Source organism: Soonwooa sp. T0.1_25 (assembly GCF_057652215.1).
Map to the genome: position 1 here is coordinate 567443 of NZ_JBYFBZ010000001.1, position 14420 is coordinate 581862.

Here is a 14420-nt window from a genome sequence, read left to right on the forward strand (position 1 = left end):
TTAGTAATAATAAAATGACAAAGACAGGAAGAATAGAACTAATGTCTCCCGCAGGAGATTTTACTTCGTTACAAGCGGCGATTGACAATGGTGCAGATTCTGTTTACTTTGGTGTAGAGCAGCTTAATATGCGTGCCCGTGCTACCATGAACTTTACACTTGACGATCTTCCTGAGATTGCAAGACGTTGTGAAGAGAAGGGTGTAAGAACGTATTTGACGCTTAACACGATTATATATGACCATGATTTATCGATTATAAAAACCCTTTTGGATAAAGCGAAAGCTGCTAATCTTACAGCGGTTATTGCGATGGATCAAGCGGTTATTGCGTATGCAAGACAAATCGGTATGGAAATTCATATCTCTACCCAGATTAATATTACCAATATCGAAACGGTTAAATTCTATGCACTTTTTGCTGATACAATGGTAATGAGTCGCGAGTTGAGTATTTCTCAAATCAAAAAAATTGCGACACAAATCGAAAAAGAACAAGTTAAAGGTCCTTCTGGTAATTTAGTAGAAGTTGAAATTTTTGGTCATGGTGCGCTTTGTATGGCGGTTTCGGGTAAATGTTATTTGAGTCTTCACTCTCACAATTCTTCAGCTAATAGAGGCGCGTGTAAGCAAAACTGTCGTAAAAAATATACAGTTATCGATCAAGAAACTGGTTTCGAAATCGAACTGGATAACGAATATATGATGTCGCCAAAAGATCTTTGTACAATTGGTTTCTTAGATCAAATTGAGGATGCCGGTGTTAAAGTTTTAAAAATTGAAGGTCGTGGTCGTGCCCCAGAATATGTGGCTATGGTGACAAAATGTTACCGTGAAGCTATTGACAGTATCGCAGATGGGACTTTCTCTCAAGAAAAGGTTAATGGCTGGATGGAGCGTCTAGAAACTGTGTATAACAGAGGTTTCTGGGCTGGCTATTATCTTGGTCAAGAACTGGGAGAATGGTCTGATAATTCTGGATCTAGTGCAACACAGAAGAAAGTTTATATCGGAAAAGGTCGTCATTTCTATCCAAAATCGGAGATTGCTGAATTCTTAATCGAGGCTTATGATTTGGCGGAAGGAGATACAGTTTTAATTCAAGGTCCGACAACTGGTTCGCAAGAAATGGTGATTAAAGGTCTGATGGTTGATGGTAAAGAAGGTGCTACAAAGGCAACAAAGGCTGATGTTATTACTTTCAAAACGGATTTCCGTGTGCGTCCATCGGACAAACTTTATAAAGTTGTAAAGGTTGAAGAGCCCGGAACGCAACAAAACAATGTAGAAGAAGGCGCTTATTCTCATTAATAATAGGATTGATGGTTATTGTTACATTGCAAAGAGACAAATGTATTGGTTGTAATTATTGTGCGGAATTTGCACCAGAATTTTTTAGAATGTCTAAAAAAGATGGTAAATCTGTATTACTAAAATCAGTAGAAAAGAAAGGTTTTTTTACCATTAAAACACCATTTCCTGATGCTTTTGAGTCGTGTGATAAAGCTGCAAAAGCTTGTCCGGTTAATATTATTTCGGTTAAAGAGATATAATGGAAGCAATTTTTGAGACAAAAGAAGTTTTAAGAAAAAAATATTTAGATAAAAGAATGACCTTGTCCCAAGACGAGGTTTTTCTGTTTTCTGAGCAGATTTTTGAAATGTTTTTAAAAGAATTTAGCCTAAAACCGAATTCGAAACTTCATTGTTTTGTGCCAATAACGTCTAAGAACGAAGTTAATACAAAGTTTTTCTTTGATTATTGTTTTAAAAATAACATTCAAATTTTTGTTCCGAAAATTGTTGCTGATGATTTAATTTCTATCGAAGTAACGCCCGACACCGAGTTTTCTATTAGCAAATGGAATATTAAAGAACCCAAAAATAGTGTTAGTAACACTATCAAGGAATTTGATTTTTGCTTGACCCCGTTGTTGTATTGTGATGCAAAAGGTAATAGAGTAGGATATGGTAAAGGCTTTTATGATCGCTTCTTTAGTGAAAATATTGTTAATACTAAAGTGGGATTAAGTTTTTATAGACCAGATTTTTTAATTTCAGATGTTTTGTCTTCGGATATTAGGTTGGATTTTTTAATAATCCCTAATCAAATTTTTGTATTTTAGTAACCATTGCTCTGGTTAATTTGTTGATTTATAGTATGGTAAATTTGTAAATTGAATTACAAAAACTATACAATACGATTATTTTATTTGTAATATTTCGAGGTATATATTTGTAATGTCTTAAACCTAAGACAAAACACAAATTTTACATATATAATTACTAAAAAACATTTTATTATGAAAAAAGTATTAGGAGCATTAGCGATCGTTTTATTAGCGGTAGTGTCTTGTAAAAAAGCTGAAACAGTTGATACAAAAATCGTTGATTCGGCTGCAGCGCAAGTAGATTCATTATCTAAAGAGGTTGATACGGCAGTAGCTAAAGTTGACTCTGCGACTGCTAAAGTAGATTCTGCAAAAGCAGAAGTTAAAGAAGCTGTCGATGCAGTTAAAAAATAATCTTAATAAGATTTAAAAATTAAGCCTCCATTTGGAGGCTTTTTTTATTTCTTTTTGATAGGTTTTTCTGCTTTAATCAATGTTTTTTGTTCTTTTGATTTATCCTGGTTGCTTTCAGTTTGCGCCGATGTCGAATCTTTTTTCTTACCTAGATCGGTGTAAAAATTTTTAAAATAAAACTTAAATTCATTGTTGTCTTTAGCTGGGACAGATTTCAAAACATATTCGGCATTTCTATCATAACTTCCAATAAAAGCTTTTTTGCTATTATAATATTCAACACTAAATTTAGCAACATCAAAAGTGTCTTTTTCAGTAATTTTTCTTTCGATATTTAAATTATTGATACTCGCATAGCGGACTTTTAGGCTGTCAAGATCTTTGAATAGAGGTTTTAGTTGAGTAGAATCCGTTTTTAAAAAATAGCTTTGCATTTGTGCATAGATTACAGAGTCAATTTCAGTATCCTTATTTCCAGAAATATAAAGCGTTGAAAGATCCAGTAGGTCTTGGATTTTCTGCTTAGTTATAATGTTTATAGCTTGTGCGCTATCCATTTTTGCAGATGGAATCGTATTGCGATTATTCTTGTATTTAACATCATTGATGTTCGATTCGCCTTCGTACTTTTTGTTACACGAAATAATACTAATGCATGCAGAAATTGCTATAAATATGGATAGTATTTTAATTCTCATTGGTTGAAATTTTAAAACGGATAAGTACTATTTTGCCATTTTTCATCTGTGTATCAATCACATTTAGGTTTTCTAAAGCAGTGGTTGGTAACGTAACAAGGCTAATATATTTTTGTTTATCAAGTCGCTCAACAGCGTAAGTCTCGTTGTCGTAGACTTGCGTTATTTGTGCATCATCGCTAATTAATTGGTTTAGCTGTTCTCTTTTCTTTTTAAAATCTTTTATAGATCTAGAATAATAGTAAAGTAGAATCGCATAATCATTAGGTTTTAGCTCAATGTTTTCTTTTTCAGGTGCTGTTTCTAAGTTCCTTTTGATTGTATCAGTTTTATAAAAAGGGGAAGAAACAATCATAGTTAAAGTTTTGCTCTGTGTTGTGTATTTAAAAGGAGCGTTCGGTTTAATTCTTATTAGGATTGGAGATTCATTCTCTTTAAGTATTTTTACATCTAGTTCATCTTTTATTAATGTATTTCGATCAGAGTCAATGAAGCTGTATGTGTAATCTTTATATAACCATTGATCGCGAAATATTAAGAATAAAATCGAAAGGCTTAATACAGATGTTATGATATACCAAATGTTTTTCTTGAAGAAATTTCTTTTCGAAATACTAGATAAAGTTTCAATTTGTTGATCTTCAGTAGTGTTTAATTGTAAAACTTCTTTTTTTGTAGATTTTTCTAAATTATTTCTATCTTGAATTTGCAGATTTTTATCGACTTTTTCAACTTCAAGATTATTTGGAATAACATCAATCGTTGCTTGCTTATCCATTGTTGAATTTTCAACAAATTTTACTGTTTTTTCAGTAGGTGTAATTTCTATTTCTGGTTCATCTACTTCAGTTGTAGGTAAAGTAATTGGCTTCAGCTTTTTATAATTAAACCAGGATTCGTAACCTGCATAATTTGATAATAAATTAAGCATGTCAATTCTTGGCAATTTGCTTACTGGCGAGGTTTTGAAATAAGTGTAAAAAGACTTTTCACTAATGTTTCCTTTAGCGTATTTTCTTAAGTCTTCTTGAAAATATATGATGTCAATGCCTTTCCACTTAGTAATATCATTGTGGGAAGGTGTATGATTGTCTAAATACTTGGCTTGAACCTCTTTTTTTAGCTGTTCAAAGTATAAAATTTCTAAATTGTCCAAATGTTGAAAAATTTATAATTAACTGTTTTACAGGTGCTTTTAATTGTAAAACTATTTTACAAAGATATTACAATTAATTTTCTAACACAAATTTTTTTGCTGCCATACCTTTGTCCTGTTCAAATTGATAGAACAGAAAAGAATTCATTTAAAATAACAAACAAAATTAAATTTAATTTATTATGAAAAAGTCATTATTTGTAGCTGCTATCGCTGCTGTTGCTCTTGTAGCTTGTAAAAAAACTGAAAACGTAGATGCTGCTAACACAGATTCAGCTGCTGCTGTAGTTGATACTGCTGCTGCTACTGTTGATTCAGCTTCAGCTACTGTTGATTCAGCTGCTGCTAAAGTTGACTCTGCTGCTGCAACTGTTAAAGATGCTGCTAAAGAAGTTAAAGATGCTGCTAAAGAAGTAAAAGAAGCTACAAAATAATTAAAAATTATTTGTAAAAAAAAGAACCGTTTCGATTTCGAAACGGTTTTTTTTATTTCATTTTTTGACGAAGTGCTTCATAACAAGTTATCGCAACAGCATTACTCAAGTTCAAAGAGTCAATACTTCCAGCCATCGGTATCAGTGTGTTTTTTCCTTTTTCCTTCCAAAAATCACTAAGTCCAGAATGTTCAGTCCCAAAAAGTACAGCACTTTTTTGTTTTAGATTACGCGAGTCTAGCGGTTGCGCATCGTCAGACATAAAAGTCGTGTAGATTTCAAAAGCATTTCTTTTCAAAAAGTCGAAAGCGTCTTCATTACTTACCGCACAAAAGTTCATTCCAAAAAGACAACCAACGCTACTTCTGATAACATTCGGGTTATAAAAATCAACTTTTGGATCGGTCACAATCAAAGCATCAATACTAAAAGCCTCGCAACTTCTCAAGATTGCGCCCAGATTTCCCGGCTTTTCAATGCTTTCCAAAATGATAATTGTAGAGTTTTCTTTTAGTTTTAGCGAAGCCAAATTCAGTTCCTTATTCTTATAGACACCAATTATTCCTTCCGTCGTCCCACGATATGCAATTTTTTCGTACACCGCTTTACTTACAAAATTCACATTTTCGGTTGGTGTTTTGCCTACAAAAATATCTGGTGCAACATAAAACTCTACAGCCTCGTAGCCAAAATTTAGTGCACGTTCATTTTCTTGTTGACCTTCCACCAAAAAAACTTCGGCTTTTTTTCGGTCATTATTTTTGCTTAGCCAACGACTAATTTTCTTTATTTTCTCGTTCTGGAAACTTTCGATGATTTGCATTTCTGCTATTTTTCCACAAATTACGTTATTATTTTGTGCTATTTCCAAATTTCAAATCCTAGTTTTCATCTATTTTATAATCAGGAGCTAATCCCGCTTTCACTACTCGCTATCCCAAAGCCAAGCTTTTTCCTTGTTATTTGGGATGAGCTCAAACATGCCGTTCAATCGGGGCTATAAAATCTGCAAAGAAGTAAAATCCTAAAACTAATTTAGATTCAAAAAATAATTATCTTTGTCGCTATGATTTTACGAGGAGAAAATTTAATTAAAGAATACGGACCAAAGAAAGTTGTAAAAGGAGTTTCTGTGCAGGTTCAACAAGGTGAAATTGTCGGTTTGTTAGGTCCAAACGGAGCCGGAAAAACCACTTCTTTCTACATGATTGTAGGTTTGGTGAAGCCTACTTCTGGTAAAATTTTCCTCGATAAACAAGAAATTACCAACGATGCGATGTACCGTCGTGCCCAAAAAGGCATCGGATATTTGGCGCAAGAAGCTTCTATTTTTAGGAAATTGTCTGTTGAAGATAATTTGATGGGCGTTTTGCAGTTGACAAATCTTTCGAAAAAGCAGCAACAAATGAAATGTGATGAACTGATTGAAGAATTTTCGCTTCATCACGTTCGCAAAAACCGTGGTGACTTACTTTCTGGTGGAGAGCGTCGTAGAACCGAAATTGCAAGATGTTTGGCGACAAGTCCCAACTTTATTCTTCTCGATGAACCATTTGCGGGAGTTGACCCGATTGCGGTTGAAGATATTCAGAAGATTGTCCGCAGTTTGGTGGACAAAAACATCGGGATTTTAATTACCGACCACAATGTTCAACAGACTTTAGCGATTACACATAAAACTTACATTATGTTTGAAGGAAGAATCCTGAAAGAAGGTCTTCCGGAGGATTTGGCGAACGACCCACAAGTTCGAGAAGCTTATTTGGGTGAAAACTTCGTGTATCAAGATATTCTAAATAAATCAACGAAAAAGCATTATGTTTATAATATTTGGGCTGGAGATTTCGATTCAAAAAATGAATTCCAAGCTTATGTAGATGAGTTTTATCCTGCAACCAAAGATTTAAAATTGCTTTATGGTTTCGAAGATATTAGCTTTGCATCTTTAGCAAATTCCGAAATTGAATTTATTTTCTCAGATGTTGTTGATAAAAACGCACATAATTCTTTCGTTCTTCAAAAAACTGAATTGAAGTCCAATCAAAGTTATGAAGAAGTTGCCCGAAACGCAGAACAGCTTTCTAACACAAGATTAAAATACCTTACAACTTTCGATAGTCAACAATAAAATGGATAGTCCAGAATTAAAACAAGAGTTTCAATCCACGCCAAAACTTCTTGAAAAGCTTTATAAATACAGCGTTAGCAAAGAATATCAAGCTGGAGATGTAATTGTGGACGAAAATTCTAGCATTCGAGCGATTCCTATTGTTACAAAAGGCGCAATGAAGGTCGTTCGTACGGAGGAAGACGGCCGCGAAATTCTTTTGTATTACATAAAAGCTGGCGAATCTTGTATCATGTCTTTTTTGGGCGGAATGCACAACGAAACCAGCAAAGTGAAAGCCGAAATCGAGGAAGACGCGGAGATTCTTTTCCTTCCTGTTACCAAGGTTTCGGAGTTTATAAAAGAACATCCTGAGTGGCTCGATTATATTTTCAAATTGTATCATAAAAGATTTGAAGAATTGTTGGGCATCATCAACGAAATTGCTTTTAAAAAAGTAGATGAACGTTTACTAAACCTTCTCGAAAAAAAAGCTGAACTCACGCAATCCAACACGTTAAATGTTACCCACGAACAACTCGCCAATGAACTAGGAACCGCTCGTGTCGTGGTTTCCCGACTTCTAAAACAACTTGAAGAAAACGGCGAAGTTCAACTTGGTCGTAACAAAATTACTTTACTTTAAAAATTAGAGGTTAGAAATTAGAAGTTAGTTGTGATGTATGTAAAATTTTAATCTTTCAATCTTTTCAATCTTTTCAATCATTTAATGTTAAATAGCTAAGGGCTCTGTAACAAAAGTAGCTGTACAACTTCTTCGATTATCCCAATTTTGCATCATCATAAGATAGGAAATGGAGATAGCAGGATTTTTAGCATCAATTTTAATAGGAATTTCACTCGGATTAATTGGCGGTGGCGGAAGTATTTTAACCGTTCCGGTTTTGGTGTATTTATTCCAAGTGGATGCCGTTTTAGCAACAACATATTCGCTTTTTGTGGTTGGTGCAACAAGTTTGGTGGGCTCAACCAGTTATTTTAAAAATAATTTAATCGATTTAAAAACCGTAATCACTTTCGGTTTGCCGTCTATTGTTGGTGTTTACTTGTCAAGACATTTCATTCTTCCTCAAATTCCAAATACATTATTCCAAATTGGAGATTTTCACGTTTCGAAAAGCATGTTCCTGATGTTGGTTTTTGCAGTTTTAATGTTGGTGGCATCCTTTAAAATGATAAAAAAAGATAAGCATGAAATTTTGCCAACTAATCAAAAATACAATTATCCATTAGTGATTTTTGAAGGATTAATGGTTGGTGTAATTACTGGATTTGTAGGAGCTGGAGGCGGGTTTTTAATTATTCCAGCTTTGGTTGGATTATTAAAAACACCCATGAAAAAAGCAATTGGAACTTCTTTATTAATTATTGCAATTAATTCTGCATTCGGATTTTTAGCCTCTTATGAGCATTTCGACGAAATTAATTGGACATTTTTAATGATCATTTCTGGATTAGCAATTCTCGGAATTATAATTGGTGCTCGTTTATCAAAAAATATTGATGGTAAAAAACTAAAACCCGCTTTCGGATGGTTTGTTTTGATAATGGGAATTTTTGTAATTATAAAGGAAATGTTTTTGTAATGAATTATGAATTATGAATTATGAATTATGAATTATGAATTATGAATCAGTTTTGATTAAGAGGCAAGAGACAAGAATCAAGAACCCAAAATCGACAACTGACAACTGACAACCATCAACTAACAACTAATAACCAATAACCAACAACCAAAACCTTCCTATGTAACAAAAGTAGCGGTGTAAGATTTTAAATAGTAAGAACTTTGTACAACTAAATTAAAGAATATGAAAATAGAACAAATTTATACAGGATGTTTAGCGCAGGGCGCTTATTATATAGTTTCCAACGGCGAAGCTGCGATTATTGACCCACTTCGTGAAACCCAACCTTATATCGAAAGATTGCAAAAAGATAATGTGACTTTAAAGTACATTTTCGAAACGCATTTTCATGCGGATTTCGTTAGCGGTCACGTTGACTTAAGTCAAAAAACAGAAGCGAAAATTGTGTACGGACCAACAGCAAATCCAGTTTTTGAAGCAATTATTGCTGAAGACGGACAAGTTTTCGAGATCGGAAATATCAAGATTAAAGTTCTTCACACGCCTGGTCACACCATGGAAAGCAGCACTTATCTTTTAATTGATGAAAACGGAAAAGAAACCGCTATTTTCTCGGGAGATACTTTGTTTTTGGGTGATGTTGGTCGCCCAGATTTAGCTCAAAAAGCCGCAAATATGTCGCAGGAAGATTTGGCAGGTTTGCTTTATGATTCTTTGCAAAACAAAATTATGCCTTTGTCGGATGATATTACGGTGTATCCAGCTCATGGTGCGGGTTCCGCTTGTGGTAAGAATATGCAAAAAGAAACGGTTGACACTTTAGGAAATCAAAAAAAGACTAATTATGCGTTAAATCAACCTAACAAAGAAGCTTTCATTAAAGCAGTTACCGAAGGTTTGTTGCCTCCGCCAGCTTATTTTGGGATGAATGTTGCGATGAACAAAAAAGGTTACGAAAATTTTGACGAAGTTTTAAATAATGGTTTAAAAGCTTTGTCAGCCGAAGAATTTGAAGACATTGCAGAGAGTTCAGAAGCTTTGATTTTGGACACTCGTTCGGCGGCAGATTTTGCAAAAGGATTTATTCCGCAGTCGATAAATATTGGTCTGAATGGTGATTTTGCGCCTTGGGTTGGTGCTTTGGTGAGAGATGTTCGACAACCGATTTTGTTAGTAACCGATAAAGGAAATGAAGAAGAAGCTGTTACCAGATTGAGTCGTGTGGGTTTTGATCATATTTTAGGCCATCTTGAAAATGGTTTTGAAACTTGGAAAAATTCAGGAAAAGAAATCGATACCGTGAACAGAATTTCTGCCGAACAATTTAGTTCAGAATATTATGAAGATATTAAAATATTAGACGTTCGTAAAGAAAGCGAGTTCGAAGCAGAACACGTGCAAAATGCTTACAGCAGACCTTTGGCGTATATTAATGATTGGATAAATGATGTAGATTCTGGCGAGCCTTTTTACATTCATTGTGCGGGAGGTTACAGAAGTATGATGGCTGCAAGTATTCTTCAAGCGCGTGGTTATCGTAATTTTTCGGAAGTTGAAGGCGGTTTTAATGCCATTTCAAAAACGGAAATTCCAAAAACTGATTTTGTTTGTCCATCTAAAAAAATGCAATTATGATTATTGATTTTCTAAAAAAGATTTTTGGTTCCGAAGATTCAGAAAAGCTGACGGAAGCTATCAATAATGGAGCAACTTTAATTGATGTTCGTTCCAAAGGAGAATTTGCTTCGGGAAGTATAAAAAATGCGGTGAATATTCCGTTAAATGAAATTTCAAATCAAATAAACAAGTTGAAAAATAAAAGAAATATTGTGGTTTTTTGCAGAAGTGGAATGCGTAGCAAACAAGCGCAATCCATTTTAAAACAAGCTGGATTTGAGAATGTTTTTAATGGAGGTTCTTTACAAAACATGAAAAAATTAACGACGAACTGATTTTTGAAATATTCGTTGACTTTAAATTTGAAATAAATTCCGTCCTTGCGACACATTTTAAACTAGAAAAATGAATACAGAAGAAAATAAAAATCAAGACCTAAAATGTTGCGTTACGCAATGCGACCTTCCTTTAGACGAAAAATATTGGGACACCCGCTGGGAAAATCAAGAAACGGCTTGGGATGTTGGCTATGCATCACCTGCAATCACCGACTACATAGACGAAATTAAGGATAAAAATATCTCGATTTTAATTCCTGGTTGCGGAAATGCTTACGAAGCCGAATATCTTTTAAAGAACGGTTTTCAAAACATTGCACTCATCGATATTGCGCCAAAAGCTGTCGAAATTTTGCAAAGTAAATTCAGAAATGATCCTCAAATAAAAGTGATTTTAGGTGACTTTTTTGAGCATAAAGGCGAATATGATTTGATGTTGGAACAGACTTTTTTCTGTGCAATTCCGCCCTCAATGCGACCAAATTATGCAAAAAAATCCGCTGAACTTTTAAACCCAAATGGTAAAATTGTAGGTGTTATGTTTGATGCGGTTTTCGAACATCAAGGTCCTCCGTTTGGTGGTTGTCCGTGCGAATACAAACCCATTTTTGAACCTTATTACGAAATCAAAAAAATGGAAGAATGTTATAATTCAATTCCACCAAGAAAAGGCAGCGAAGTCTTTGTTGAGCTAGAAGTTATTAAAAAATAGAATCAAGAATCAAGAATCAAGAATCAAGAGCCAAGAGCCAAGAAGTGATATGAAAAAATATCTCAAATCTTGATTCTTGGTTCTAGCATCTAAAATCTAAAAAAAAATGTTAGAACTTATAAAAAATCCGTGGCCATGGTACGTTGCGGGACCTTTGATCGGACTTACAGTCCCAATGTTGCTTATTTTGGGTAACAAAACTTTTGGAATTTCGTCGTCGTTAAGACATATTTGTGCGTCTTGCGCACCATCGAATATTCCGTTTTTTAAATACAACTGGAAAAGCGAAATCTGGAATTTAGTTTTTGTTTTCGGAATTTTAATTGGCGGTTTTATCGCTTTTAATTTCCTTTCTAATGGGCAACCAGTCGATGTAAATCCGAATCTAAAAACAGAATTAGCAGCTTACGGAATTACAGATTTTTCAAGTTTAATTCCATCCGATTTTATGAATTGGGAAACTTTATTTTCATTAAAAGGTTTCTTTTTATTCGTCGTTGGTGGGTTTTTAGTAGGCTTCGGAACGCGTTACGCGGGCGGTTGTACGAGTGGACATTCCATCATGGGATTGTCAAATTTGCAATGGCCATCGTTGGTTGCAACCATTTGTTTTATGTTGGGTGGATTCATCGTTGCTAATTTTGTAATGCCGTGGATTTTATCATTGTAAAGAGCCTAGAAGAAAGATTTAAGAACGTTAAATCTTAAATTTAAAACTCAAAACTTGCAATTCAAATTAAAATTTAAAAAATGAAAACATTAGATTATATAAAATTTTTAATAGCCGGAATATTCTTCGGAATCGTCATCACAAAAGCCGAACTCATCAGTTGGTTTAGAATTCAGGAAATGTTCCGTTTGCAATCTTTTCACATGTACGGTGTTATCGGAAGTGCCGTTGTAACGGGAATGTTATCGGTTTGGTTAATCAAAAAATTCAAAATCAAATCTTTGGATGGCGAACCCATAAAAATCGCTGACAAAAAATTCAACAAAGGTCAAATTTATGGCGGTTTAATCTTTGGATTTGGATGGGCGATTACAGGCGCTTGTCCAGGACCATTGTTTGCGCAAATCGGAACTGGCGCTTTGGTCGTAACGGTGACGCTACTTTCAGCAATTTTCGGAACTTGGGTTTATGGTAAATTCCGTGAAAAGTTGCCGCATTAGAGATACGAGTTATGAATTATGAATTATGAGTTGCGAGTTACGAGGCTCGTGATGCGAGTTTTGAGTTACGAGGTAGAATTTGCGGGTTTTATCAATCTTAGAAGTTTATGACATGCTTAACCTTAAACCTTAAAAACCGAAACTCGTATCGTCTGACTCATATTTTTCCTACATTTATGGTTCGCAAATTGAAATATGAAAAATCCTTTCAACCGAACCATTACTATCTATGGAATATTTAAGCAGCTTCAACCTTTCATTAAGCCTTATCGTTTGATGATTTTTTGGACGCTGCTTCTTACTTTGTTGGGCGCTTTGGCGGCGCAAGTCAACCCAATTGTCCTGAAATATACCGTTGATGAGGTTCAAAAATTGATTGACTTACCAAATCCTATGCAGGAAGGAATTCATATTTTGGTCGTTATTTCGATTATTCTTTTGGTGAAGGAAATTTTGAACATTTTTATCAATTTCGGACAAAAATTTTATGGCGAAAAAATTAGAATTAATGTCAGTTCAGAGTTAGCGCAACGAGCAATTGATAAAATTCTGACTTACAAAGTTTCTTATTTTAATGATGAAAACCACGAATCTGGAAAACTGCAAACCCGCATCGATAGAGGAATTGAAAGTTTAACAAAGCTTGTGCAAAACTTTTTTATCGATATTTTACCACTTTTCACAACTTCTATTATTGCGTTAATCGTAATGTACATGCAGAATGTTTATGTCGGTTTGGTTTCCACGATTATTGTTCCTATTTATTTTTGGGTAAGTAATTTGCAAGCTAAAAAACTTTCTGGAGTCCGACGAACATTAAGAAATCAACGTGAAGAAAAGACTTCAGGTTTGCTTAATCTCATCAATTCAATTTTGGTGATTAAAAGTTTTGTTCGAGAAAAATTTGAAGGAAAAAAACAATACGACCTCCAAATGCAACTCATGGAAAGCCAGTTGTACACGCGTAAAACGAATTTTTTCTATGATGGATTAAAAACTTTTATTGAGCAAATTGGTGTTGTTTTAATTATTCTTTTAACTGTTTATTTGGTGCTCGATCAGCAGATGACGATTGGTGCAATTATGTTGCATATAATGTTGTTCAACAACGTTTCTTCGCCTATCCGTCAGCTTCACAGGATTTATGATGATATGAATGATGCGATGATTTATGCCGAAGGTTATTTTGATATTTTGAATGCTGATGATGAGGAAGAACCAAGCGGAAAATTTATTGAAAAAGAAATAAAAGGGACTTTTGAACTTCAAAACGTAAATTTCTCTTATCCAAACGGAACACAAGCGCTCTTTGATGTCAATATGTTAATTGAACATGGTAAAACCACAGCGTTGGTCGGACTTTCAGGCGCTGGAAAATCTACGGTGATTAATTTGTTGTGTAAATTTTATCTTCCAGATTCTGGTAAAATTTTGTTGGATAATGTGGATTTAAACGATTACGACAATACGTTTTTGAGGGATGATATTGGTTTGGTGCTTCAAAAAAATCACATTTTTAAAGGAAGTATTGAAGATAATATTCGATACGGCGACATGAACGCCAGTTTTGAAGAAGTGGAAGCAGCAGCGAAAAAAGCCTATTTGCACGAACAAGTTTTGGATTTGCCATTGGCTTATCAGCATGATGCAACGCAACTTTCTGGTGGTCAACAACAACGAATTGCAATTGCAAGATTATTTTTGAAAAACCCACCAATTATTTTCTTGGACGAACCAACGGCAAGTTTGGATGCAATTGCAACGGAACAAATTAAAAACTCGTTGGATGCCATTAAAAAAGGAAGAACGGTGGTTATTATTTCTCATTCGTTGTCACAAATTATCGATTCGGATACGATTTATGTCATGAAAAAAGGTCGAGTTGTAGAACACGGAAACCACGATGAGTTGTACCATTTAGACGGAACTTACAAAGAAATTTTTGATGCTTCAGCGCGAAGTTTGAACCTCGATTTATTGGTGAAAACGTATAAAGATGAGGAATAGTTAATTTGAAATTTGAAAAAGGTAGAACCTGAATTTTGAATTATAGGT

The 14420-nt window shown here is 34.3% G+C and carries 16 protein-coding genes and 1 pseudogene; 14 read left to right on the top strand and 3 right to left on the bottom strand.

Annotation, left to right across the window (positions count from 1 at the left end):
• The first annotated feature begins 14 nt into the window (after positions 1 to 14).
• The 4 genes from AC23MB_RS02735 to AC23MB_RS02750 all read left to right on the top strand — a co-directional run bounded on the left by AC23MB_RS02735 (position 15) and on the right by AC23MB_RS02750 (position 2523).
• Entirely contained in the window at positions 15 to 1310 is a 1296-nt protein-coding gene (locus AC23MB_RS02735; RefSeq protein ID WP_487786464.1) for a peptidase U32 family protein, read from the top strand.
• Positions 1311 to 1321: 11 nt separating this feature from the next.
• Positions 1322 to 1552: a ferredoxin gene (locus AC23MB_RS02740; protein ID WP_313215525.1), complete on the top strand. Its 231-nt coding sequence runs from the start codon at positions 1322 to 1324 to the stop codon at positions 1550 to 1552.
• Positions 1552 to 2124 (top strand): 5-formyltetrahydrofolate cyclo-ligase, encoded by a 573-nt coding sequence (locus AC23MB_RS02745; RefSeq protein ID WP_487786465.1) that lies wholly within the window; start codon positions 1552 to 1554, stop codon positions 2122 to 2124. The genes AC23MB_RS02740 and AC23MB_RS02745 overlap by 1 nt, the downstream gene beginning before the upstream one ends.
• Before the next feature lie 177 nt (positions 2125 to 2301).
• Positions 2302 to 2523, top strand: coding sequence for a hypothetical protein (locus tag AC23MB_RS02750; protein ID WP_312324125.1), 222 nt, complete (start codon positions 2302 to 2304; stop codon positions 2521 to 2523).
• Between the two features lie 44 nt (positions 2524 to 2567).
• On the opposite strand, the gene AC23MB_RS02755 is transcribed toward AC23MB_RS02750, so the two are convergent.
• A complete protein-coding gene (locus AC23MB_RS02755; protein WP_313030229.1) occupies positions 2568 to 3221 on the bottom strand; it encodes a hypothetical protein in 654 nt (217 codons plus the stop codon).
• Positions 3211 to 4377 carry a hypothetical protein gene (locus tag AC23MB_RS02760; protein ID WP_313030231.1) on the bottom strand — a complete coding sequence of 389 codons (1167 nt, stop codon included), beginning with the start codon at positions 4375 to 4377 and terminating at the stop codon, positions 3211 to 3213. Before AC23MB_RS02760 ends, AC23MB_RS02755 begins: the two co-directional genes overlap by 11 nt.
• 182 nt (positions 4378 to 4559) lie before the next feature.
• Here AC23MB_RS02760 and AC23MB_RS02765 point away from each other — a divergent pair, with 182 nt between their 5' ends.
• Positions 4560 to 4811 carry a hypothetical protein gene (locus AC23MB_RS02765; protein WP_079667241.1) on the top strand — a complete coding sequence of 84 codons (252 nt, stop codon included), beginning with the start codon at positions 4560 to 4562 and terminating at the stop codon, positions 4809 to 4811.
• A gap of 52 nt (positions 4812 to 4863) precedes the next feature.
• Here AC23MB_RS02765 and AC23MB_RS02770 read toward each other — a convergent pair whose 3' ends face one another.
• The gene (locus AC23MB_RS02770) at positions 4864 to 5634 is read right to left on the bottom strand and encodes a TrmH family RNA methyltransferase (protein WP_313030235.1); all 771 of its coding nucleotides are present in this window, start codon (positions 5632 to 5634) and stop codon (positions 4864 to 4866) included.
• A gap of 243 nt (positions 5635 to 5877) precedes the next feature.
• Between AC23MB_RS02770 and lptB the strand changes: the two are divergent.
• From lptB to AC23MB_RS02815, 9 genes and pseudogenes are all read left to right on the top strand, one after another.
• Positions 5878 to 6603: pseudogene (gene lptB, locus AC23MB_RS02775) on the top strand (LPS export ABC transporter ATP-binding protein); the annotation flags it as partial.
• A gap of 337 nt (positions 6604 to 6940) precedes the next feature.
• Entirely contained in the window at positions 6941 to 7564 is a 624-nt protein-coding gene (locus AC23MB_RS02780; protein ID WP_312322530.1) for a Crp/Fnr family transcriptional regulator, read from the top strand.
• A gap of 169 nt (positions 7565 to 7733) precedes the next feature.
• Positions 7734 to 8525, top strand: a complete 792-nt coding sequence (locus tag AC23MB_RS02785; protein WP_313032049.1) for a sulfite exporter TauE/SafE family protein — start codon at positions 7734 to 7736, stop codon at positions 8523 to 8525.
• 225 nt (positions 8526 to 8750) lie between these two features.
• Positions 8751 to 10163: an MBL fold metallo-hydrolase gene (locus tag AC23MB_RS02790; RefSeq protein WP_313032051.1), complete on the top strand. Its 1413-nt coding sequence runs from the start codon at positions 8751 to 8753 to the stop codon at positions 10161 to 10163.
• Complete coding sequence (locus tag AC23MB_RS02795) at positions 10160 to 10480, top strand: rhodanese-like domain-containing protein (protein ID WP_487786466.1); 321 nt, start codon at positions 10160 to 10162, stop codon at positions 10478 to 10480. The genes AC23MB_RS02790 and AC23MB_RS02795 overlap by 4 nt, the downstream gene beginning before the upstream one ends.
• Positions 10481 to 10550: 70 nt before the next feature.
• The gene (locus tag AC23MB_RS02800) at positions 10551 to 11195 is read left to right on the top strand and encodes a methyltransferase domain-containing protein (RefSeq protein ID WP_312322526.1); all 645 of its coding nucleotides are present in this window, start codon (positions 10551 to 10553) and stop codon (positions 11193 to 11195) included.
• Positions 11196 to 11301: 106 nt separating this feature from the next.
• Positions 11302 to 11865: a YeeE/YedE family protein gene (locus AC23MB_RS02805; RefSeq protein ID WP_312322525.1), complete on the top strand. Its 564-nt coding sequence runs from the start codon at positions 11302 to 11304 to the stop codon at positions 11863 to 11865.
• Between the two features lie 80 nt (positions 11866 to 11945).
• Positions 11946 to 12365, top strand: a complete 420-nt coding sequence (locus AC23MB_RS02810) for a DUF6691 family protein (protein ID WP_312322524.1) — start codon at positions 11946 to 11948, stop codon at positions 12363 to 12365.
• 276 nt (positions 12366 to 12641) lie between these two features.
• A complete protein-coding gene (locus AC23MB_RS02815; RefSeq protein WP_487786501.1) occupies positions 12642 to 14372 on the top strand; it encodes an ABC transporter ATP-binding protein in 1731 nt (576 codons plus the stop codon).
• Positions 14373 to 14420 lie beyond the last annotated feature (48 nt).